The 22,662-nt window shown below is 69.6% G+C and carries 20 protein-coding genes; 16 read left to right on the forward strand and 4 right to left on the reverse strand.

Going from position 1 to position 22,662, the window contains the following annotated elements:
- Position 1: 1 nt before the first annotated feature.
- Together B8W67_RS15665 and B8W67_RS15670 are read right to left on the reverse strand one after the other, a co-directional pair.
- Positions 2–865, reverse strand: coding sequence for an MlaE family ABC transporter permease (locus B8W67_RS15665; RefSeq protein ID WP_085304890.1), 864 nt, complete (start codon positions 863–865; stop codon positions 2–4).
- Positions 866–881: 16 nt separating this feature from the next.
- Positions 882–2,159, reverse strand: a complete 1,278-nt coding sequence (locus B8W67_RS15670; protein WP_197747554.1) for a cytochrome P450 — start codon at positions 2,157–2,159, stop codon at positions 882–884.
- Positions 2,160–2,300: 141 nt separating this feature from the next.
- On the opposite strand from B8W67_RS15670, the gene B8W67_RS15675 reads away from it, so the two are divergent.
- From B8W67_RS15675 to B8W67_RS15750, 15 genes are all read left to right on the forward strand, one after another.
- Complete coding sequence (locus B8W67_RS15675; RefSeq protein WP_197747553.1) at positions 2,301–3,056, forward strand: SDR family NAD(P)-dependent oxidoreductase; 756 nt, start codon at positions 2,301–2,303, stop codon at positions 3,054–3,056.
- A 34-nt stretch (positions 3,057–3,090) separates the two neighbouring features.
- Positions 3,091–4,485 (forward strand): aromatic ring-hydroxylating oxygenase subunit alpha, encoded by a 1,395-nt coding sequence (locus tag B8W67_RS15680; protein WP_069391077.1) that lies wholly within the window; start codon positions 3,091–3,093, stop codon positions 4,483–4,485.
- Between the two features lies 1 nt (position 4,486).
- Positions 4,487–5,179: a TetR/AcrR family transcriptional regulator gene (locus B8W67_RS15685; RefSeq protein WP_234793817.1), complete on the forward strand. Its 693-nt coding sequence runs from the start codon at positions 4,487–4,489 to the stop codon at positions 5,177–5,179.
- A gap of 82 nt (positions 5,180–5,261) precedes the next feature.
- Positions 5,262–6,254 carry a thiamine pyrophosphate-dependent dehydrogenase E1 component subunit alpha gene (locus B8W67_RS15690; protein ID WP_234806790.1) on the forward strand — a complete coding sequence of 331 codons (993 nt, stop codon included), beginning with the start codon at positions 5,262–5,264 and terminating at the stop codon, positions 6,252–6,254.
- Between the two features lie 26 nt (positions 6,255–6,280).
- Positions 6,281–7,273 carry an alpha-ketoacid dehydrogenase subunit beta gene (locus B8W67_RS15695; protein ID WP_069391241.1) on the forward strand — a complete coding sequence of 331 codons (993 nt, stop codon included), beginning with the start codon at positions 6,281–6,283 and terminating at the stop codon, positions 7,271–7,273.
- Positions 7,274–7,284: 11 nt separating this feature from the next.
- Complete coding sequence (locus B8W67_RS15700) at positions 7,285–8,832, forward strand: AMP-binding protein (RefSeq protein WP_085304894.1); 1,548 nt, start codon at positions 7,285–7,287, stop codon at positions 8,830–8,832.
- Complete coding sequence (locus tag B8W67_RS15705; RefSeq protein ID WP_234806791.1) at positions 8,829–9,902, forward strand: acyl-CoA dehydrogenase family protein; 1,074 nt, start codon at positions 8,829–8,831, stop codon at positions 9,900–9,902. The genes B8W67_RS15700 and B8W67_RS15705 overlap by 4 nt, the downstream gene beginning before the upstream one ends.
- Positions 9,886–11,064: an acyl-CoA dehydrogenase family protein gene (locus B8W67_RS15710; protein WP_085304895.1), complete on the forward strand. Its 1,179-nt coding sequence runs from the start codon at positions 9,886–9,888 to the stop codon at positions 11,062–11,064. Before B8W67_RS15705 ends, B8W67_RS15710 begins: the two co-directional genes overlap by 17 nt.
- A gap of 1 nt (position 11,065) precedes the next feature.
- Positions 11,066–11,836 carry an OB-fold domain-containing protein gene (locus B8W67_RS21410; protein ID WP_234806792.1) on the forward strand — a complete coding sequence of 257 codons (771 nt, stop codon included), beginning with the start codon at positions 11,066–11,068 and terminating at the stop codon, positions 11,834–11,836.
- Positions 11,833–12,981 (forward strand): thiolase family protein, encoded by a 1,149-nt coding sequence (locus B8W67_RS15725; protein ID WP_085304897.1) that lies wholly within the window; start codon positions 11,833–11,835, stop codon positions 12,979–12,981. The genes B8W67_RS21410 and B8W67_RS15725 overlap by 4 nt, the downstream gene beginning before the upstream one ends.
- A 12-nt stretch (positions 12,982–12,993) precedes the next feature.
- The gene (locus B8W67_RS15730; protein WP_085304899.1) at positions 12,994–13,194 is read left to right on the forward strand and encodes a ferredoxin; all 201 of its coding nucleotides are present in this window, start codon (positions 12,994–12,996) and stop codon (positions 13,192–13,194) included.
- A gap of 43 nt (positions 13,195–13,237) precedes the next feature.
- Positions 13,238–13,471, forward strand: coding sequence for a biotin/lipoyl-containing protein (locus B8W67_RS15735; RefSeq protein ID WP_085304901.1), 234 nt, complete (start codon positions 13,238–13,240; stop codon positions 13,469–13,471).
- Complete coding sequence (locus B8W67_RS15740; RefSeq protein ID WP_085304903.1) at positions 13,471–14,961, forward strand: carotenoid oxygenase family protein; 1,491 nt, start codon at positions 13,471–13,473, stop codon at positions 14,959–14,961. The genes B8W67_RS15735 and B8W67_RS15740 overlap by 1 nt, the downstream gene beginning before the upstream one ends.
- Entirely contained in the window at positions 14,942–16,015 is a 1,074-nt protein-coding gene (locus tag B8W67_RS15745; protein WP_085304905.1) for an NADP-dependent oxidoreductase, read from the forward strand. The genes B8W67_RS15740 and B8W67_RS15745 overlap by 20 nt, the downstream gene beginning before the upstream one ends.
- A complete protein-coding gene (locus tag B8W67_RS15750; RefSeq protein ID WP_085304907.1) occupies positions 15,999–17,525 on the forward strand; it encodes an aldehyde dehydrogenase family protein in 1,527 nt (508 codons plus the stop codon). Before B8W67_RS15745 ends, B8W67_RS15750 begins: the two co-directional genes overlap by 17 nt.
- 8 nt (positions 17,526–17,533) lie before the next feature.
- Here B8W67_RS15750 and B8W67_RS15755 read toward each other — a convergent pair whose 3' ends face one another.
- Positions 17,534–19,198 (reverse strand): sulfatase-like hydrolase/transferase, encoded by a 1,665-nt coding sequence (locus B8W67_RS15755; protein WP_085304909.1) that lies wholly within the window; start codon positions 19,196–19,198, stop codon positions 17,534–17,536.
- A gap of 211 nt (positions 19,199–19,409) precedes the next feature.
- Complete coding sequence (locus B8W67_RS15760; RefSeq protein ID WP_109561804.1) at positions 19,410–20,249, reverse strand: dienelactone hydrolase family protein; 840 nt, start codon at positions 20,247–20,249, stop codon at positions 19,410–19,412.
- Between the two features lie 65 nt (positions 20,250–20,314).
- Between B8W67_RS15760 and glmS the strand changes: the two genes are divergently transcribed.
- Positions 20,315–22,180, forward strand: coding sequence for a glutamine--fructose-6-phosphate transaminase (isomerizing) (gene glmS, locus B8W67_RS15765; protein WP_085304911.1), 1,866 nt, complete (start codon positions 20,315–20,317; stop codon positions 22,178–22,180).
- Positions 22,181–22,662: the final 482 nt, after the last annotated feature.

Below are 22,662 nucleotides of genomic sequence, written 5' to 3' on the forward strand. Positions count from 1 at the left end.
GTTAGAAGCTGGTCTTGGGGAACATGACCAGATACATCTGGCTCATCAGGACGTTGACCAGCAGCAGCAACACCACCGACTGCACCACTGAGGCGTTCACCGAGTTCGCGACCCCGGCCGGGCCACCGCGGGTGTCCAGGCCCTTGTAGCAGGAGATGATCGCGACGATGACTCCGAAGACCACCGCTTTGAGCAGGGTGAGAACCAAATCCCCGACGGTGGCGAACGAGGAGAATGTCGCGGTGTAGCTGCCCGGGGTTCCGCCCTGCAGGGCGACGGTGAACCCGTAGCCGGCCATGAACCCGACGAAGCAGGTGAAGCCGGTCAACGCGATCGCGATCAGCACACTGGCCACCAGTCGCGGCACCACCAGGCGGCGGATCACCGAGACCCCCATCACCTCCATCGCGTCGGTTTCCTCACGGATCTGGCGCGACCCCAGATCCGCACCGGTGGCCGAGCCGACCGCGGCGGCCATCATCACCGCGGCGACCAGCGGGGCGCCCTGGCGGATGACGGCCAGCCCGTTGGCCGCCCCGGCCAGCGAGGTTGCGCCGAGTTGCCCGGCGAGCAAACTGAATTGGATAGCCAGGGTGACGCTGAGCGGCACCGCCACGAACAGTGTCGGCACCACCGCGGTGCGTGCCATGAAGGTGGCCTGCTCGACGAACTCGGTGAACGGGAACCGGCCGCGGGCGATGTCGCCGATCAGGTACTGAAACGCCCGCACCGCGAGCACGCACTGCCCGCCCATGGTGCGCAGCGCCGCGATCGGGTGGCGGTCGAGATATCCGCGCGACCACCGGCGGATCTCGCGGGTGGCCGGGTTCGGCGGGTCTGGTGCGGTGAAAGCCTCTGCGGTCATCGTGGCCCCGTCGGCGTCAGGATTCGCAGATCAGCGTCAGTTGGTGCAGGCCGCGCAGCATGAAGCTGGGTTCGTAGGCGAAGTCGTTGTCGTCGGCGAACCGCAGGCGCGCGAAGCGTCCCGCCATTTCCTCCAGCGCGATCTGGGCTTCCAGCCGGGCCAGTCGCGCGCCCGGGCAGGCGTGGATGCCGGTGGAGAACGACAGGTGGCCCTTGACGTCGGTGCGGGTGGGGTCGAACTCCTCGGGCCCGCGGAACTGGGCGGCGTCGCGGTTGGCCGCGCCGAAGGTCAACACCACCATGGCGCCGGCCGGGATGGTGGTGGCACCCAACTGCGCCTCGGTGGTGGTGATGCGGAACATGCTCTGCACCGGGGCGAGGAAGCGCAGGCCCTCCTCGACGATCGCCGCCGAGCGCCCCGCCGGGTCCTCGCGCAACCACTGCCACCAGTCGGGTTCCTCGGTGAGCTTGTGCAGCAAACCGGTGAGCAGCTTGGTGGTGGTCTCGTTGCCGGCGATGAGCAGCTGCTGGATGACGCTGAGGGCTGCGGCGGTGCTCAGCGGCTCGTCGTCGGATTCGGCGCTGGGCGCGGCCACCAGCCCGCTGAGCAGGTCCCCGCGGGGGGCGGCGCGACGGTCGTCGAGTTCGGCGGCGAAATACTTCTGGAACGCCAGGTTCTCGCGGGCCTGCTGCACCGCGGCGGCGTCGTCGAGGACCGCGCCGACACTGGCGGTGAACTGGTCGGACCACCGTTTGAAGTCGTCGGTGCGGTCGGCGGAGACGTTGAGCACGTTGGCGATCACCCGCAGCGGCAGGGGAGCGGCCAGCCCGCCGACGACCTCGAAGGGCGCGCCGTCGGGGATGGCCGCGACGGTCTCGGCGGCGATGGCACGGATCGCCGGTTCATGTTCGGCGATGAGGCGCGGGGTGAACGCCTTGGCGACCATCCGCCGGTAGTAGTGGTGTTCCGGCGGGTCGGCGGTGAGCAGCGTGGGCACCGGCTCCCAGCCCTCGGCCTGGATGGCGGCGATCTCCTCGGCGACCGACTCCGGCGGCGGCATCTGCGGCAACCCGAACGCCGAGGAGAACACCTCGTGGTTGAGCGCGGCCTCGGTGACCAGCTCATGGGAGGTGACGAACCACATGCCCATGCTCGCCACGAAATGCACCGGGGCCTGGTCGCGCAACGTCTGATACCAGCGGTACGGGCACTGCACGGTGGCCGGCTCCAGCGGGTTGAAGTCGTCGACCCGCAGGGTGTCCTCGCCGGTCCGGGGTGTGGTGGTCTCGGTCAACTGCCGCCTCCGTGCTCGGTGTGGGAATCGGGAACGCGCGGTTCCCGACATCGCTTGACTAATTGGTTCGCCAATATAATAGTGAGCTACATCATAAGCAAGGGGTCTGATCCCGACGATCGGTTCGACAGGGAGGTTGACGTGCCGACAGCGCTGGTCACCGGTGCAGCTCACGGAATCGGGCGGGCCATCGCCGCCCGGCTCGCCGCCGACGGGGCGGAGGTCGTCGTCGCCGACGTCGACGGTGAAGCCGCCGAAGCGACGGCCACCGCGCTCGGCGCGCGGGCCGTGCGGTGCGACGTGCGCGACGAGGACTCGGTGGCCGAGCTCGCCGCCTCGCTCGACGAACTCGACGTGCTGGTCAACAATGCCGGGATCTGGCGCTCGGCGAGCCTCGCCGACGCCCGCCGCGACGACGTCGAGGCGGTGCTGGACACCAACGTGGTGGGCAGCTGGCTGGTCACCCGCGCCGTGGTGGAGAAGTTCCCCGACCGGGGCGGGGCGATCGTGAACCTCACCTCGGTGCTCGCCGACCTCGGCGGGGTGGGCCGCGGGCTCTACCCGGCGTCGAAGGCGGCCATCGTCGCGCTGACCAAACAGATGGCCGCCGAGTACGCGCCGCGGGGCATCCGGGTCAACGCCGTGGGCCCGGGGCTGGTGCTCACCGAGGGGACCGCGGGGGAGTTCGCCGATCCGGGGCTGCGCGACGCCATCGGCGCCGCCATGCCGCTGGGGCGGCTGGGCAACCCCGACGACGTCGCCGCGGCGGTGGCCTTCCTGGCCTCCCCGTCGGCGGGCTACGTCACCGGTCAGACGCTGTTCGTCGACGGCGGCTGGTCGGTCAACGGGTCGGCGTTCATCGGCACCGCCGTCCAGCAGTATCTCGCAACCCTGTGAACCGCAACCGAAATCAACCGATCGGAGGACACCTATGACCCAGACCGAGATGCCCCGCGACCTCGAGCCCGGACAGGCCCGCTCCGGCGGGCCCACGGTGCAGAGCCTGCTGGCCGCCGACTCCGGCAACGTGCCGGCTCCGCTGCGGGAGGAGAGCTACGAATACCTCGGCTGCGAGGACATCGACAAGGACCGCTACATCACCGAGGAGTTCCACCACCGCGAGGTGGAGAAGCTGTGGAAACGGGTGTGGCAGGTGGCCTGCCGTGAAGAGGACATCCCCGAGCCCGGCGACTACGTCGTCTACGACCTCGCCGACATGTCGCTGATCGTGGTGCGCACCGAGGGCGGCGAGATCGCCGCGTACCACAACTCGTGTCTGCACCGCGGCACGCGGCTGTGCGACGGCGCCGGGCAGACCCCGCAGCTGCGCTGCCCGTTCCACGGGATGACCTGGAACCTGCGCGGCGAGCTGACCGTGCTGCCGTGCAGCTGGGACTTCCCCCACATCGACGAGACCAAATTCGGCCTGCCGCAAGCGCAGACCGGCCTGTGGGCCGGCTACGTGTTCATCAACCCCGACCCGCAGGCCGCGCCGCTGGCGGACTTCATCGGTGACCTCGACAAGCACTTCGAGCCGTTCCGGCTCCAAGACCGGTTCAAGGCGGTGCACGTCGCCAAGGTGATCGACTGCAACTGGAAAGTCGGCATGGAGGCCTTCTTGGAGTCCTACCACGTCATCGCCACCCACCCGCAGTTGCTGGAATACCTCGGCGACGCCAACACCCAGTACGACATCTACCGGCGCGCCGACGGCCTGCCCGGGTTCAACCGGATGATCACCCCGCAGGCCACCACCAGCCCGCATCTCGACGAGTTGGAGCCCCAGGACGTGCTCGACGCGATGTTCCGCGACTTCTATCCCGAGGGCGTCGGCAGCATCGAGGTGCCCGAGGGGCAGGACGCGCGGCCGATCGTGGCCGAGGCGCTGCGGGCCCGGCTCGCCGAGGCGACCGGGGCGGACCTGTCTGACACCAGCGACTCCGAGATCGTCGACGCCATCCAGTACTTCATCTTCCCCAACCTGGTCCCGTGGGCGGGTATCGGTGCGCCGCTGACCTACCGGTTCCGGCCCTACGGCAACGACCCGAACCGCTGCATCTTCGACGTCATGATGCTCGCGCCGCTACCGGCCGGTGTGCCCAAACCGAAGGCGCCGCCGGTGCACTGGCTCGGGCCCGACGAGGACTTCAGCGCCGCGCCGGAACTGGGTGCGCTGTGCACGGTGTTCAACCAGGACCTGTCGAACCTGCCGCAGGTGCAGCGCGGGCTGCGGTCGATGACCAAACCCGGCATCACCCTGGCCAACTATCAGGAGATCCGGATACGGCAGTTCCACCAGGATCTGGACCGGTTCCTGGAGAGATGACATGGGCGAGACGCTCATCTCCCCGATGCGCGATGATGGGACAGTGAGCGCCAGCAACACCGTCAAGGCCGGGCCCGGGCGTCCGGCGGGAACCGACAGCACCGACACGCGGCAGCGGGTGATCGCCGCGGCGTGTCGGTGCTTCGCCCAATCCGGGTACGGCCCGGCGACAACCAGCCAGATCGCGGAGCTGGCGGGGGTCACCGCCGGCTCGGTGCACTACCACTTCGGCAGCAAGAGCAAGCTGTTCGCCGCGGTCTGCGACCACGTCTACGGCGAGATCATCGAGCGGGCCACCCGCGCGGTGTCCGGGGCGATGTCGGTGCGCGGGGTGCTGCAGGCGGTGCTGGGGGAGTCGATGCACATCAACCACGAGCTGCCCGACTTCGCCGGGTTCGTGGCCGCCGCTCCGGTCGATGCGCGCCGACACCCCGAGCTCGCCGACGCGTTCGGAGCCCAGGGGGTGCGGATGATCGCGTCGCTGACCGACGCGGTTCAGCGCGGCCAGGCGGGCGGGCTGATCCCCGATGATGAGGACCCCGCCCAGATCGCCTGGATGATCAGCGCGATCGTCGACGGGTTCGCCCGGGCCGCCGCGGTCGCCGACCCGGTGCAGATGGATGTGCTCAACCGGCTCTTCGAGACCCTGCTGTTGCAACCGGCGGCGCCCGGCGGTGACCGCCCCGCCGACTGAACGGCACCCCACCTGCACCATTGACAGTGGGCGTGACGCATGTTACTAATTAATTGTCCGACCAAACAATAGAGGGGGCAGTGTGCCCAACACCGCTGGCGCCGTCGGGATCAGCACCGACGTCCTCACCGGAATCTTCACCACCGCGACCCGGATCAAGGTCTGCGACGAGAAGTTCCGCTCGCTCATCCTGACCGGCCAGGTCAGCGCCCAGTACTACTCGCCGCGCGGCCAGGAGATCATCGCCGCCGCGATGGGGGCGCTGCTCACCGCCGACGACTACGTCGTGACCACCTATCGCGGCCTGCACGACCATCTGGCCAAGGGTGTGCCGATGGACCGGCTGTGGGCCGAGTTCCTGGGCAAGGGCACCGGACTGTGCAAGGGCAAGGGCGGGCCCATGCACATCACCCACCCCGACTCCGGGCTGATGGTCACCACCGGCATCGTCGGCGGCGGGCTGCCGATCGCCAACGGGCTGGCGCTGGCCGCGCAGCTGCGCGGCACCGACCAGGTCACCGTGGTGAACTTCGGCGACGGCGCGACCAACATCGGCGCCTTTCACGAGGCCGCCAACATGGCGGGGCTGTGGCGGCTGCCGGTGGTGTTCTGCTGCCAGAACAACCGCTACGCCGAACACACCTCGTTCGAGGACGGCACCAGCGTCGAGCGCATCGCCGACCGGGCCGCCTCCTACACCTTCCCCGGCGTGCGCGTCGACGGCAACGACCCGGTGGCCATGTACGACGCGGCCCGCGAGGCGGTGCAGCGCGCCCGCTCCGGCGGCGGGCCGACCCTGCTGGAAGCCATGACCTTCCGGTTCTACGGTCATCAGATGTCGGACAACAACGCCTACATGAAACCCGGCGAACTCGACGACGCCCGCGCCAACGACCCGGTACTGGCGTTGCGCGCCCGGCTCCTCGCCGACGGCCTCGCCGACGAGGCGCAACTGGCCGCGATCGAGGCCGCCGCGAAAGAAGAGGTCGAGGCCGCCGTGAAGTTCGCCACCGACAGCCCGCCCCCCGACCTCGCCGAGGGGCTCACCGACGTGTATCAGGAGGTAGGCGCGTGAGCGCGGAGACCGGCGACACCGCACCGATGACCGGATTTCAGGCGCTGGGCAGCGCCCTCGACGACGCGCTCGGCCGCGACCCGTCGGTGCTGCTGCTCGGCGAGGACATCGCCGACCCCGGCGGTGGCGTGTTCATGGTCACCAACGGGCTGTCCACCAAATACGGCACCGACCGCGTGCGCGCCACCCCGATCAGCGAGCAGGCCATCATGGGCGCCGCGATCGGCGCGGCGGTCGCCGGGATGCGTCCCGTCGCCGAGATCATGCTCATGGACTTTCTGGCCGTCTGCATGGACCAACTGTCCAACCACGCCGCAAAACTCCGCTACATGTCCGGTGGGCAGACCGGGGTGCCGTTGACGGTGCGGTGTGCCGCCGGCGCCGGCATGCAGTTCGGAGCCCAGCACTCGGAGATGCTGGAGGCCTGGCTGACCCACATCCCGGGGCTGAAGGTGGTGGTGCCCAGCAACCCCGCCGACGCGAAAGGGCTTCTCACCGCAGCGATCTTCGACCCCGACCCCTGCGTGGTCGTAGAGCAGAGCCTGCTGTATTTCGGTCCACCACAGCCGGTTCCGGTCGGCCACCACGTGGTCCCGTTGGGGCAGGCGGCGATCCGTCGACCCGGCAGCGACATCACCTTGATCAGCTACGGCCGTCAGGTCCACGATGCGATGGCCGCGGCCGAGGTGCTCGCCGAGGAGTCCGTCGATGCCGAAGTGATCGACCTGCGATCGCTGGTTCCGCTCGACGAGGCCACCGTCCTCGAATCGGTCGGCCGTACCCGCCGAGCCGTCGTCATACATGAAGCGGTGCGCCGCAACGGGTTCGGCGCCGAGGTGGCCAGCATCATCCACGAGAACCTGTTCGATGAGCTGGCCGCCCCGGTGCAGCGGGTCGGCGGCGCCAACACCCCGATCCCGTTCGCCAAGGAACTCGAGGACGCATTCGTGCCCGGCGTCGACGACATCCTCGCCGCAGCCCGACGCTGCCTGCGCCGCGCACCGGACCCGGTCGCCTAGGAGCCGGTGCGGTGGCGTACGGAATCGCGCAGATCGCCGGCGGTGACCCGACCGGCATCGCGGTCACCGACGGGGTGACCGAATGGACCTGGCGCCAACTGAACACGGTGCTCAACCAGACGGTGAACTGGCTGGTCGACACCGTCGCGCCGGGCCGACGCCTCGCGGTGGCTGCCGCCAACAGCACCCACACCGCGCTGGCGCACCTGGCCGGCACCTACGCGGGCTTGTCGGTGGTGCCGATCAACCACGCCCTCGGCGTCGATGAGATGGCCTACCTGCTGGCCGACTCCGCGGCCGAGGTGGTGCTGTGCAGCGCCCGCACCGCCGCCACCGTGCGGGCCGCCAGTCCCACCGCCACCGTGGTGGCCTGGGATCTCGATGCCGACGATGCCCCTGCCGGGGTGGATGCGTTCGCCTCGGTCGTCGCCGCCTACCCCGACACCGAACCGTCGGAGCTGATCGCACCAGCCCGTCCGCTGTACTACACCTCCGGCACCACCGGTCGCCCGCGCGGCGTGGAACTGCCCGAGCAGATGTTCCCCACCGGCGGGTCCATCGTCGAACACGTGCGCCGCTTCGCGGCCTCACGGCTGCGTCCCACCGGACGGCACCTGGTGGTCGGACCGCTGCACCACACCGGGCCGATCGGTGGGGTACGCGGGCTGGCTGCCGGAAACCCGGTGGTGATCCTGCGCAAATTCGATGCCGAGGACGTGCTGTGGCTCATCGACGCCAAGGCCATCGGCCACTCGGTGATGGTGCCCACCCACTTCTCCCGGTTGCTGGCACTGCCCGAGCACACCCGCGCCCGCTACGACGTCAGCAGCGTGCAGACGATCGTGCACACCGGTGCGCCCTGCCCGGTCCACGTCAAGCGCGCGATGATCGACTGGTTCGGTCCGGTTTTCGTCGACGCCTACGGCTCCACCGAGGTGGGAACGGTCACCGTCATCGACTCCCACGAATGGCTCGCACACCCCGGATCGGTCGGCAAAGCCCTGCCCGGCAAGGAGATCACCATCCGCAACCCCGACGGGACGCTGTGCGCACCCGGTCAGGACGGACTGGTGTGTGTGCGCTCCACCACCGGAGAAGGTCCCAGCTACCGCAACGACCCGGAGAAGACCCGCCAAAGCTACGTCGCCGACGGGGTTTTCGCCATCGGTGAGATCGGCCACCTCGACGCCGACGGGTATCTGTACCTGACCGACCGGGCCGCCGACATGGTGGTCAGCGGCGGCGTCAACGTCTACCCCGCCGAATCCGAGGCCGTGCTGCGCGCACACCCCGGGGTGCGTGACGTCGCGGTGATCGGTATCCCGCACTCCGACATGGGTGAGCAGCTCTGTGCGCTGGTCACCGTCGCCGACCCGGCACCCACACCCGAGGAGCTGGTCTCCTGGTGCCGGGATCGACTGGCGCACTACAAATGCCCCGCCCGAGTGGAGATCGTCGACAGCGAGCTGCGCAACGCGATGGGCAAGATCAACAAACGTCAACTGCGCGAGGAGTACCTGACCGCGAACCCGAGCGCAGCGGCAAAGGAAACCTCATGACCGCCTCGCAGGCACCGGCTGCCCCCGCCGCCGAAGCGCCCCCGCTGTTCAGCTTCACCGACGAGCACCACGCGCTGCGGGAGGTCTTGGGCGACGTCTTCACCGCCGGCGGGGCCACCCCGTGGTCGCGCCTGTTCAGTGAGGTCGGCGCCGGTGAGATCCTCAGCGGGATCGACGGCACCCCGATCGACATGGCGATCCTCGCCGAGCAGGCCGGCGCCGCACTCTACCCGGGGCCCGTGCTGTCGACGGTCGCCCTCGGCACCCTTATCGAGCACCCCGAGCTCGCGGCAGTCGCCGACGGGACGGCCACCGTCGCGGTGACTTCGTCGCTGGCCGGCTTCGCCGAGTGCACCCTGACCGCCACCGGCGCGGGCCCGCGGGTGCAGGTGAACGGTCACGCCGAACCGGTGTGGGAGCTCACCGAGAACACCCGGGTACTCACCGACGTCCGCCTCGACGGCCACCCGGGCATCGTGGCGCTCGACCCTGCCGCCGCCCCGCGGGCGCTGGAGGGGATCGACCTGTCGCGGCGCTTCGGTGCGCTGCACGCCGAACAGGCCCCCGCCACGGTGCTGTGTGCCGGGCCGGACGCCACCGCGGCGCTGCGCACCGCGCACCGTCGGGTCGACCTGGCGGTCGCCGCGGAACTTCTCGGACTGGCCCAGCACGGTCTGGACGCCACCGTGGCCTACGTCGGACAACGAATCCAGTTCGGGCGCACCATCGGATCGTTCCAGGCGGTCAAACACCGACTGGCCGACCTGTTGGCCGCGGTGGAGCTGACCCGCTCGGCGGTCTACGGGGCCGCCTGGGGGCTGACCATCGACCCCGATGCCCGACAGACCGCGCTGGATCTGGCGGTGGCCGCCGCGACGGCGCGACGGACCGCGGCCGACGTCGCCGTCGCGACGGTCCAACTGCACGGCGGGATCGCGATCACCTGGGAGCACTGGGCACACCACTATCTGCGGCGCACCCAGTCGCTGCTGGCCCTGACCGGCACCGCCGCCCAGCACCGTGAGCGCATCGCCGCACTGATGAGCACCGGGAATGGCGATGACCGCTGAACGCAGCCGCGCCGACGCCGAAGCCTTCGTGGCCTCCCACCTGCCCGCCGGGTGGACCCCCGACGGGCCACCGGATCCCGACACCGCCGCCGAGTGGTACGCCACCGCGGGGGCGGCGGGCTGGACGGTGCCGGAGTGGCCGCGCGACCACGGCGGCCTCGGGTTGGACGCCCCGGGCGCGTCGGCGGTGCACGCGGTGCTCGCCGAGCACCACGCCGACCTGCCGGTGCATCACTTCGTGCCGGTGAAACTCATCGGCCCGGCGATCATGGCGTGGGGCACCAAAACCCAGCAACGCCGCTATCTTCCCGGCATCGCCACCGGCGCGGACATGTGGTGTCAGCTGTTCAGCGAACCCGGGGCCGGATCGGACCTGGCGAGCCTGGCCACCCGCGCGCTCTGGGACGACGACGCCGGGCACTGGGTGGTCACCGGCCAGAAGGTGTGGAGCTCGTTCGCCGACATCTCCGGCTACGGAATGCTTTTGGCGCGCACCGACCCCGATCGGCCGAAGAATGCCGGGATCAGCTGTTTTCTGCTCGACATGTCCAGCCCCGGGGTGACGGTGCGTCCGCTGCGGCAGATCACCGGCGAACAACACTTCTGCGAGGTGTTCCTCGACCGCGTCGCCGTGCCCGCCGACGCGCTACTCGGCCCCCGCGACGACGGATGGCGGGTCGCGATGTCGACCCTGGCCGCCGAACGCTCCGGGCTCTCCGAAGAATCCGGCGCCAGTGGGGTGCCGCTGGCGCCGCTGCTGGCCCTGGCTTCCGACACCGGAGCCTGGCAGGACGGCACCGTGCGCGACCGCCTCGCCGCGGTGGTGGCCACCGAGCGAGCCCTGAGCCTGACCAATCTGCGGGTCCAGGCCGACCCGGCCGGGTCCGGTGGCGCGGGGGGCTCGGTGACCAAACTGGTCCAATCGGAGCTGTCCCAACAGATCGCCGAACTGGCCTATACCGTGGCCGGCACCCGTGCCGCGCTGTGGGACGCCGCAGCCCCCACCCCGTGGGCCGAGGAACTGCTCGACAGCCGCCGGTTCACCATCGCCGGCGGCACCTCAGAGATCCAGCGCACCATCATCGGCGAACGGGTGCTCGGTCTCGAGCGCGAACCCGACCCCAACCGCGGCCTGCCGTGGCGTGAGGTCAAAAGGGGCTGACGTGGCGAAGGTGACCGTGCGCCCCTCAGGGATCGAATTCACCGCCGAGGCGGGCCAGACGATCATGGCCGCCGGGCAGGCCGCCGGCTACCGCTGGCCGACCATCTGCGGTGGCGTCGGCGACTGCCACGTCTGCCACGTCGAAGTGGTGGAATCCCCCGAACATCTCGGTGCCCCCACCGATTTGGAGCAACGCGCGATCACCGCTCTGCGCGGTGAGCACGGTGGACGCGGCGAGCACGTTCGGCTCGCCTGTCAAGCCGTTGTCGACGGCGACGTGGTCGTCGTCAAACGCGGAGTCCGCAAACCGCGGCCCGCAACCCCGAGCCCGGAGGTGAACACGGTGGGCAGCGCCCCCATGGATCCGACCAGCATGCAGATCACCGCCGACGGTGTGCGCCTCATCGGCGGCCGCTGCACCGACTGCGACGACAGCCATTTCCCCGCCCAGAACGCCTGCCCGCGCTGCGGCGGCGAGGCCATCACGACCTATCCGCTGGCCGATCGCGGCACGCTGTGGAGCTGGACCGTGCAGCACTATCCGCCGCCGAGCCCGCCGTATCGTCCCCACGCCGGCGATTTCGAGCCGTTCGGTCTGGGTTATGTCGAACTCGCCGACCAGGTGATCGTGGAATCGGTGCTCACCGTCGCCGACCCCACGGCGCTGCGCATCGGGATGCCTATGCGCCTCACCAGTGTGGATCTTCCCGGCCCGGACGGTCCGGCAGCGGTGTTCGCCTTCGTCCCCGACGAGCAGGAGGTGCGCCGATGAGCCGCGACGTGGCGATCGTCGGTGTCGGCTGCCGGCCGTTCGGCCGCTACCGCGACACCACCGCACGCCGACAGGCCGTGGCCGCGGTGCACGACGCGTTGCGCGACGCGGATCTGCGCTGGTCCGATATCGGTTTCGCCGCAGGCGGCAGCATGTCGGCCGGCACCGCCGACACCCTGGTATCCGATCTGGGACTGACCGGGGTGCCGTTCGTCAACGTGTTCAACGGCTGCGCCACCGGGTCGAGTTCGCTGCTCTCAGCGGTGCACGCCATCGGCGCCGGATCCGCCGACTACGCCGTCGTGGTGGGATTCGACTCCCATCCGCGCGGTGCCTTCACCATCGACACCGACGCGATGGGACTGCCGGCGTGGTACGGGGCCGCCGGGCTGGCGGTCACCGCCCAGTTCTTCGCCCTGAAGATCCAACGCTATCTGCACGAACATGACCTTCCACCCCGTCTGTTGGCGACGGTGGCGGCCAAAGCGTTTCGCAACGGCTCGCTCAACCCGAATGCATGGCGACGTAAGCTGCTGTCCGAGAAAGACATCGAAGGATCGATGATGGTCAACGATCCGCTGCGCCAGTACATGCTGTGCTCACCGGGAGACGGGGCGTGTGCGCTGGTGCTCGCGGCCGCCGAGCGGGTCCGCGGCCACCGGGCTGATCCGGTCACCGTGGCCGCGGTGACGGTGCGCACCCGTCGGCCGGGCTCCTTCGAGGTGCTCAGCCCGTCACTGTCGGTCGGGCGCGGCCACAGCCCCACCGTCGACGCCGCCGCGGCGGCCTACGAAATCGCCGGGATCGGCCCCGAGGATATCGATCTCGCGCAGCTGCAGGACACCGACGCCGGGGCCGAGATCATCCACCTGGCTGAGACGGGGCTGTGCGACCACGGCGCCCAGGCCGAGCTGATAGACAGCGGCGCCACCGGCCTCGGCGGGCGGCTACCGGTCAACACCGACGGGGGATGTCTGGCCAACGGCGAACCCATTGGGGCGTCGGGGCTGCGCCAGATCCACGAAAGTGTGCAGCAACTGCGGGGCCGCGCCGGCGAACGTCAGGTTGCCGGCACCCCGAAAACCGCGCTCTGCCACGTCTACGGCGCCCCCGGTTTGAGCGCCTGCACCCTGTTGACCCGGTGAGGAGGACCGTCGATGAAAGTGCACGCCGATCTGGACCGCTGCATGGGCAACGGGATGTGCGAGGCGACCGCTCCGCGCTACTTCCGCGTCGACGACGACGGTCTCGTCGTCGCCCCCGCCGGTGAGATCCCCGCCGACGACCGGCAACTGGTGCGTGACGCGGTCGCAGCCTGCCCCACCCGCACCCTGACCATCAGCGACGACACCGACTAGTTCGCATCCCGCGCCACACGGCCCAGACAAGGAGAACACCGCAATGGAGATCAAGATGCCCAAACTCGACGTCGCCATGACCGAGGGCACGTTCCTGGGCTGGTTGGTGCCCGACGGCGCCGCGGTCACCGAGGGGGAGGGGCTCTACAACGTGGGCACCGACAAGGTGGAGACCGAGATCCCCGCCCCCGCGGACGGCACCCTGCGCCACGGTGACGCCGAGGTCGACGAGAACTACCCCGTCGGAACGGTGTTGGGCACTCTGGAGGTCAGCTGATGGCCAGCCCACGCTATCGGGACAGCCCGTTCCTCACCGGCCACCACCGCCCCAACCGGATGGAGGTCGACGCTCCCGACCTGCTGATCGAGGGCACCCTGCCCGATGATCTTTCGGGGGTGTTCTACCGCAACGGGGCCGAGCCGCTCTACCCGCCGACCGACGAGGACTACCACTGGTTCGACGGTGACGGCATGGTGTACGCCTTCTTCATCGACGGCGGACGGGTCTCGCTGCGCAGCCGCTGGGTGCGCACCGACAAAATGGAACTCGAACTCAAACACGGGCGCCGGCTCTTCGGGGTGCACGGCAACCCGGCCACCACCGACCCGCTGGCCCGCGGCACCCGCTACAACACCGCCAACACCAACGTGATCCTGCACGGCGGTCGCTTGCTGGCACTGATGGAAGGCGCGCCGCCGGTGCGCCTCGATCCGCGCTCCCTGGCCACACTCGGGGAAGAGCAATACGGTGGGGTCATCACCACCACCTTCTCCGCACACCCGACCGTCGACTACCGCACCGGGGAGATGCTCAACATCGGCGCGGTGCCGCGGGCGCGCGGCGCGGACCCGCAGATCCATTACGAGATCATTGACCGTGACGGTGTGGTGCGCCACCACGAGGTGATACCGGTGCCGCACCAGACGATGATGCACACGTTCTTCGTCACCGAGAACTACGTGGTGTTCCCGGTGACGCCGCTGGACATCAGCTTCGAGCGGGCGCTGGCCGGCGGGCCGATGGTGGCATGGGTGCCGGATCGGCCCACCTACCTCGGCGTCATGGCGCGCACCGGATCGGCCGCCGATATTCAGTGGTTCACCGCGCCGTCGCGGCACATGATGCACGAGGCCAACGTCTGGGAGCAGGACGGGCAGATCATCGCCGACGTCGCCGCCGCGGAGGGAACCGCACTGTTCCCCGACGTCGACGGCCGGGTCCGGTCGCACGCCGAAACCCGACAAAGCCTGCGGCGCTGGACTATCGACCCGAACCGTGGACTCGTCGGCGAGGAGATCATCAGCGAACACGACATCCAGTTCCCCCGCCCCGACGACCGGCTGATGACCCGGCAAAGCCACCAGGTCTTCGCCAACAGCAACCTGCACTCGCAGAACGGGCGCGCCGACGGAATGGACTCGGTGGTGCGGGTCGACACCGCCACCGGCAGCGACGATTTCTACCACTTCGGCGCCGGAGCGGCCACCGGGGAGTTCATCTTCGCCCCGCGGGTCGGCAGCACCGATGGGCCCGGCGGACTCGACGGATACGTCATCACCCTGGTTCACGGCGCCGACGCCCCACACACCGAACTGGTGGTCTTCGACGCCGCCGACATCCGGGGCGGTCCGCTGGCGCGCGCGATCGTTCCCTACCGCATCCCCAGCGGATTCCACTGCACCTACTACGCAAGCGATAACCCGTTGTACGAGCAGGCTCTGCGCGCGGGAGAGGAGCCGGCCGACCATGGGCGTCGACACGCGTGAGTGGCGCCTGATCGCCCGTCCGGTCGGCGAACTCACCGCCGCCGACGTCGAATTGGCCACCGTCACACTGCCCGACCCAAAGCCGGGGCAAGTGCTGGTGGCCAACGACTGGCTGTCGGTGGACCCCTACATGCGGGGCCGGATGGACGAGGGCGACACCTACCTGCCGGCATTCGCGTTGGGAGAGGCGATGACCGGATCGGCGGTCGGCACCGTCGTGGCCTCCGCCGCCCCGGAGTTGCCGGTGGGCACCACGGTGCTGCACGTGGCCGGCTGGCGCGAACATGCGCTGCTCGACGCCGCCGAAGCGCGGCCGATCGATGTGCGCCGTGCCGCGCCGTCGGCGTATCTGGGGGTGCTCGGGGCGACCGGGCTCACCGCCTACATCGGGACGACCGAGATCGCGCGGGTCGGCACCGGAGACGTCGTCTTCGTCTCCGGTGCCGCCGGCGCGGTCGGATCGGTGGCCGGGCAGATCGCCCGCCAACTCGGCGCGGCGCGGGTGATCGGCTCCGCCGGCGGGCCGGACAAAGCCGCGCTGGTGGTCGACGAGTTCGGCTTCGACGCGGCTGTGGATTACACCGACCGCGGTGGCGGCGGGCTCACCGCCCAGTTGCGGGCCGCCGCACCCGACGGGATCGACGTCTACTTCGACAACGTCGGCGGCGATCATCTGCAGGCCGCCCTCGACGTCCTCAACCCGTTCGGCCGGGTCGCGCTGTGCGGGGCGATCGCCGGCTACAACGACGCCATCCCCGCACCGGGGCCGAACAACCTGATGTCCGCGATCGAGAAACGGATTACGTTGCGCGGCTTCATCGTCGGTGACCATCTGGACCGCACCGGCGAGTGGGTGCGCCGCGGAGCCGGTTGGCTGGCCGACGGATCTCTGCGAGTGCGCGAGACCGTCGTCGACGGCATCGACAACGCGGTGGACGCCTTCCTGGCGATGATGCGCGGCGCCAACACCGGCAAGATGCTGGTGCGACTGAACCCGCCGCGCCGCGACGAGTCGACACACACAGACGGGGTCTCCCATGCCCGGGCTCGCTGACCGACCCGACATCACGGTCGTCAACCCGGCCACCGGGGCGGTGGTGGGCCACGTCGTCGACCATGAGCCCGCCGCGGTGACGTCCGCGGTCGACGGACTGCGCGCCCACCAGTCGGCGTGGCTGCAGTTGGGCACCGCCGGGCGGGCCCGGTGGCTGCTGCGGTTCCAGGACTGGCTGCTCGATAATGCCGAGCACCTCAACGACGTCATCCAGTCCGAGACCGGCAAGACCCGGTTCGACACCGCCATCGAGGTGCCCGCCGCCATCGATCTGGTGCGCTACTGGAGCCGCAACGCCGCGACGTTCCTCGCCGACGACCATCCCGGCCCGCACAGCCCCTTCGGTCTGGCCAAACGGTTGATCGTCACCCACCGGCCCTACCCGGTTGTCGGGATCATCACCCCGTGGAACCTGCCGCTGCTCAACCCGTGCTTCGATGCGTTCGCCGCGTTGATGGCCGGGGCCGCGGTGCTGGTCAAACCGTCGGAGGAGACCCCGCTGAGCGCGCTGGAACTGGCGCGCGGCTGGGCCGAGATCGGCGCACCCCCGGTGTTCACCGTGCTGACCGGGCGCGGTGAGGCCGGACGTGCGGTCGTCGAAGCGGTCGATTTCGTGCAGTTCACCGGGTCGACGGTCACCGGCCGGGCGATCGCGAGGGCCTGCGCGGACACGTTGACCCCGCACAGTCTGGAACTCGGCGGCAAGGACCCGGCGATCGTGCTGGCCGACGCCGACGTGCAGCGCGCCGCCGCCGGCATCACCTACGGTGGCATGTTCAACTCCGGGCAGGTCTGCATCGCGGTGGAACGGGTCTACGTCGAGGCCGGCATCTACGACCGGTTCGTCGCGAGCCTGCTTGATGAGGTCGCCCGGCTGCGGCAGGGGGGGAACGGCCGCGGCTTCGATGTCGAGGTCGGTGCCATGGCCACCCGGGCGCAGTGCGACATCGTGCAACGCCACGTCGATGACGCGGTCAGCCGCGGTGCGCAGATCCTGATGGGGGGCAAGGCCTCCGGAGATGGGGCGTTCTTCGAGCCGACGGTGCTCGCCGGTGTCGACCACACCATGACCTGCTTGCGGGAGGAGACGTTCGGGCCGGTGCTGCCGCTGGTCAAGGTCGCCGATGAGGAGGAGGCGGTGCGGCTGGCCAACGATTCCGACTACGGGCTGTCGGCCACCATCTGGACCGGCGACCGTCGTCGCGGCGAGCGGTTGGCGCGTCGACTCGAGGTCGGTACGGTCAACATCAACGACGCATTCGCCAACATGGTCAGCTTCGCCATCCCGATGGGCGGGTGGAAGCGTTCCGGGGTGGGGGCCCGCTTCGGCGGCCCGGCCGGGATCCGCAAGTACTGCCGCACCCAGGCCATCGTGGTGCCCCGCGGGCCGCAGCAGAAGCGTGAGCCGCTGTGGTATCCGGCGTCGCGCTGGCGCGCCGGGCTGGTCACCGTGCTGATGCGCGCCTTCGACGCCCGTGGCTGGCGCAAGCTTCCCCGTTGGCCGCGTTGAGGTCGCGGTCAGCCCCCGCGTAGCCGCGCCAACTCGGCCATGTCGGCCAGTCCCTGGTCCTGCGCATCGCGGAGGAACTCTGGTAGCGGCGCGCGCAACTCGGGTAGCACTTCGTGGTCGAGAAGGTCCTGCAGGTCAGACTGTTTGCGGTGACGGCCGGCCTCGTTGACCCGTTCGGCCTTACCGTCGGCGATCGCGTAGTCATACAGTTCGTAGTCGACGGGCCGTGCGGTGTCGATGTCCATGCTCCCGGGCCGCCAGTAGCAGTACCTGCCGAACTTCGCCTCGGGGGTTCGCAACCCGACGATATGGCTCGGTGCTGAGGTCGGGATCTCGCCCGGCGGGGGATTGTCACCGAATATGCCTTGGGTCTGGGGAGAATTCAGCAAGGTCGTGATCTCCTCCACGGACATGTCGTCGGTGGCGTGTGCGATCCACCGTCGGCCCGGGGCCGCGGCGTCGGCGGCGATCGCGGCGAGGTCCGCCCGGGCGGCCAGGTAGGCGTAGCGCGAATCCGATCGCCACCCCGACCCGCCGTGGGCGATGGTGAGGAGCAGCCCGGCGAGGTCGGCGCTGGAGGTGAGTTGCGTCCGGGTGGTCCCGGGCGCGGGGGTCAGGTGCCCGGACGGGTCGCGCACGTACAACGGGACCCGGATGCTCTCCTCGTAGAGCGCCGCCCCTTTGCCGCGCAGACCATGAGATCCGGCGTATTCGCCGTGGTCGGAGGTGAACACCACGATGGTGTTGTCATCGACTTCGGGGCGTGCGGCCACGATGTCGAGAACCCGGCCGATCTGGGCGTCCACCTCCTGGTGCAGCCACAGGTACATGTCCAGGCAGCGCGCCCACTGCGCCGGATCGTCGTAGGACATCGCCCCGGTCATCAGCGGCGACATGAATTCCAGGTAGTCGATCTGCAACTGCGGTTTGCCGTTTTGGCGCAACTGGTCGGCGGTCGCGAAGTTCCCCGGCGGACGGTCGAATCGGTACGGGACATCCTCGGGCAGTGGGCTGCGCGGCCACCAGCAGATGTCGTGCGGGTTGACCAGGGAGACGGTGGTGCACCACGGACCGGTGTCACCGTGGGCGTCGAACCACCCGGCGAACTGGTCGACGATCGACGGGTCCTGCTGCAAACCCTGGTTCGGGGCGCCGTTGGGTGAGGGGTAGGTGCCGCCGGAGAAACCGTGGACGTCGAGACCGTCGGGGGTGGTGTCGGCGTGGTGGCCGAGGTGCCATTTGCCCCACCACCAGGTGTCGTAGCCGGCGTCGCGCAACATGGTTCCCCAGGTCGGAAACCGCGGTGCCAGCGTCGATTCGGTGCGCCCCACACCGGTGAACAGGCAGCCGGTCTGATGGGAGTACAACCCAGTGGTCAGCACTCCACGCGACGGGGTGCACATCGCCGAGGCGCTGTAATGCGACGTGAAGGTGACGCTGCGTCGCTGAAGCTCATCGAGGCGGGGCAGCAGCGCACCCAACTGCGCCGACGCGGGGAACCACTGCGGGGCACGCATCTGGTCGACGAGGATGACCAGGATGTTCGGTCGCCCACCGGAGTGCGCGTCGGTGCGGGGTCTGCGCAGCAACTCGTAGCCGCCCCAGCCCACGGCTGCCGCCCCGGCGAGCGCCGCCGCTCCGCCGAGGGCCGATCGTCGATTCACCTGCACCACGGGAATCAGGGTAGACGCCGATCGGGGCCGACACGGCGCCGATGCCGACTGAAATCGACGCTCAGGTGGACACACGACCCCGTATATCGGGGTGTATGTCCATGGGGGCGTCGATTTCAGTCACTAACCCCACCGGAGGGCCCCACCGGAGGCCCCCACCGGAGGCCCCCACCGCAGGCCCCTGCAGAGGGCCAGCCCTACTGCAGCGGCCCTACCGCAGCAGTGCCACCACCCGGTCTTCGATGCTGGCGGGGTCGGCATCCGAGTCGGTCTCGGTGGTCTTGGGCAGCACCACGTCCGGGTCGGCGAAGTCGCGGTAGGTTTTGTCCCCGGAAAGCTCGTAGAGCAGATATCCGGTCAGCAGTGCCCGCACCGTCTTCTGGGTGCCGCGGTCACCGCCGGGCAAGCCGAGCAGCCGGGTCAGCCGCCGTCCTTCCACCGGGCCTGCGATGTCGGACTTGGCCACGGTGCGCAGCACCGCGTGCGGCCATGCCCGCGCCAACCCCGCCGCGTCGCAGCGCAACCCGGTGGCGTCATCGGCGGTGGCCAACACCATCGCCGGAACGGGCAGGTCGGCGGCCGGCTGCCGGGCCGACGGGGAGGTGACCGTGGGGAACACCGCCGCCACCGCCCGTGGTTTGGTCGGCATCCCCGCGGCGGCGAACACCGCCGCCGAAGCACCGAAACCATGGCCGGCCAGGCCGAGCTTGGTGGGGTGCACGCTGATGCGGCCCGGCCCCAGCCGCACCCCGGATGCGATGTCGAGGGCGGTGCCCATGTCGAACGCCAGGTTCAGGACCGACGGGGCCACGCTGCGCTCGGTGTTGGGGGCCGCCGCGACGATCCCCCAGGACGCCAGATGTTCCAGCAGTCGGCGATAGTGGGACACCGGTGTGACCCAATCGTGGCCGAACGCGACCGCGGGGAGGTTCAGCCCCGACTCCGGGGTGTAGACCACCCCGGGCAGACCGGCAAAGGCCAGGTCACCGCGCAGAACGCGGTGTGGACCACGCCGGGTCAAGGCGGTGAAAAGCTTCCGTGTGCTGCCCACCTGATGACCGTAACGCACGTGCGCAGCCGGAGGCGGGCGGCCGGGCTGCATTACCCTGGCAGGTTATGTGCGGCATCATCGGCTACGTGGGGCATCGGCCCGCCCACGGCATCGTCGTCGACGCCCTGCGGCGGATGGAGTACCGCGGCTACGACTCGGCCGGAATCGCCCTGGCCGACGGCGCCGGCGCCTTGACCGTGGCCCGCCGGGCCGGACAGCTGGCCAACTTGGAAGCCGCGCTGGCCGAGATGGATCCGGCGCTGCTGACCGGCAGCACCGGTCTGGGTCACACCCGCTGGGCCACCCACGGTCGACCCACCGACCGCAACGCCCACCCGCACCGCGACGCCTCCGGGCAGATCGCGGTGGTCCACAACGGCATCATCGAGAACTACGCCACTTTGCGCCACGACCTGGAGGACGCCGGGGTGGAGTTCGCGAGTGACACCGACACCGAGGTCGCGGTGCACCTGGTCGCCGGGGCCTACCGGCAGGGCCCGACCGCCGGGGATTTCGTCGCCTCGGTGCTGGCGGTGCTGCCCCGGTTGGAGGGGCATTTCACGCTGGTGTTCGCCAGCGCCGACAACCCCGACACGATCGTGGCGGCACGGCGCTCCACCCCACTGGTGCTCGGCGTCGGCGACGGGGAGATGTTCGTCGCCTCGGATGTGGCGGCGTTCATCGAGCACACCCGCGAAGCGGTCGAACTCGGCCAGGACCGGGTGGTGGTGATCACCGCCGACGGCTACCGCGTCACCGACTTCCACGGCGTGCCCGACGAGGGCAGTGCGCGGCACTTCCACATCGACTGGGACCTGTCGGCCGCCGAGAAGGGCGGCTACGAGTACTTCATGCTCAAGGAGATCGCCGAGCAGCCCGCGGCGGTCGCCGACACCCTGCTGGGGCATTTCGTCGACGGACGCATCGTGCTCGACGAGCAGCGCCTCGGCGATCAGGAACTGCGCGACATCGACAAGGTGTTCGTGGTGGCCTGCGGCACCGCCTACCACTCGGGCCTGCTGGCCAAATACGCCATCGAGCACTGGACCCGGCTGCCCGTCGAGGTCGAGCTGGCCAGCGAGTTCCGCTACCGCGACCCGGTGCTCGACCGTTCCACCCTGGTGGTGGCGATCAGCCAGTCCGGCGAGACCGCCGACACGTTGGAGGCGGTGCGCCACGCCAAGGAACAGAAAGCCAAGGTGCTGGCGGTCTGCAACACCAACGGCAGCCAGATCCCGCGGGAATGCGACGCGGTGCTCTACACCCGCGCCGGCCCCGAGATCGGGGTCGCCTCCACGAAGACGTTTTTGGCTCAGGTCACGGCGAACTACCTGGTCGGGTTGGCGCTGGCGCAGGCGCGCGGCACCAAATACCCCGACGAGGTGGCTCGCGAATACCACGAACTGGAGGCGATGCCGGACCTGGTCGCCCAGGTCCTCGACGGCATCGACTCGGTCTCCGCGCTGGCGCAGCGGTTCGCCAGGTCACCGGCGGTGCTGTTCTTGGGCCGCCACGTCGGGTTCCCGGTCGCTCTGGAGGGAGCGCTGAAACTCAAAGAGCTCGCCTACATGCACGCCGAAGGGTTCGCTGCCGGGGAACTCAAACACGGCCCGATCGCGCTGATCGAGGACGATCTGCCGGTGATCGTGATCATGCCGTCGCCGAAGATGGCGGTGTTGCACGCCAAGCTGCTCTCCAACATCCGGGAGATCCAGGCGCGCGGTGCAGTCACCATCGTCATCGCCGAGGAGGGCGATGAGACGGTGCGCCCGTTCGCCGATCACCTCATCGAGATCCCGGCGGTCTCCACGCTGTTGCAGCCGCTGCTGTCGACGATTCCGCTGCAGGTGTTCGCCGCCGGGGTGGCGCAGGCCCGCGGCTACGACGTGGACAAGCCGAGGAACCTGGCGAAGTCCGTCACCGTCGAGTAGCGCGTCCGCCGGTCGACAGCACAGCAAACGAGGAGACTGCAATGGTCTGCACTGCATCCGCGAGGATCCGAACCCCTAGGCCTGCCTGATGAGGCCGGGCCGGCCGGCGAAATCTCGTACGGGGTTATTCGCGCTCGGGCGCGACTCAGATGACGATGAGGATCTCGCTGTAGCGATGCGGACTGAGTTGCAACCCGCTTCAGCAGTGCTGACCCCCGAGAACGTGCCGGAACGGTTGGTGGTGCCAGCCTTCCCGGTCGATGGTGACGGCTTCTCCCGGATTGAAATTCAGCTGATCCTCTCAGGGGATAGCTTGTTGGCTGTCGGGTTCACCACCCGTGAACTTCTCATCGAGCGAATGGGTGCGTGGCAGCCCTGGGTAAGCATTCCGGTGAACCGATTGGTGGCTCTTCACCACGAACCTGGGAGATGGGGAGTCCGGGCGACACGCCGCGAACGGTGAAATGAACTGATCGTGGGCC

The sequence above is a fragment of the Mycolicibacillus koreensis genome (assembly GCF_002104795.1).
GTDB lineage: Bacteria > Actinomycetota > Actinomycetes > Mycobacteriales > Mycobacteriaceae > Mycobacterium > Mycobacterium koreense.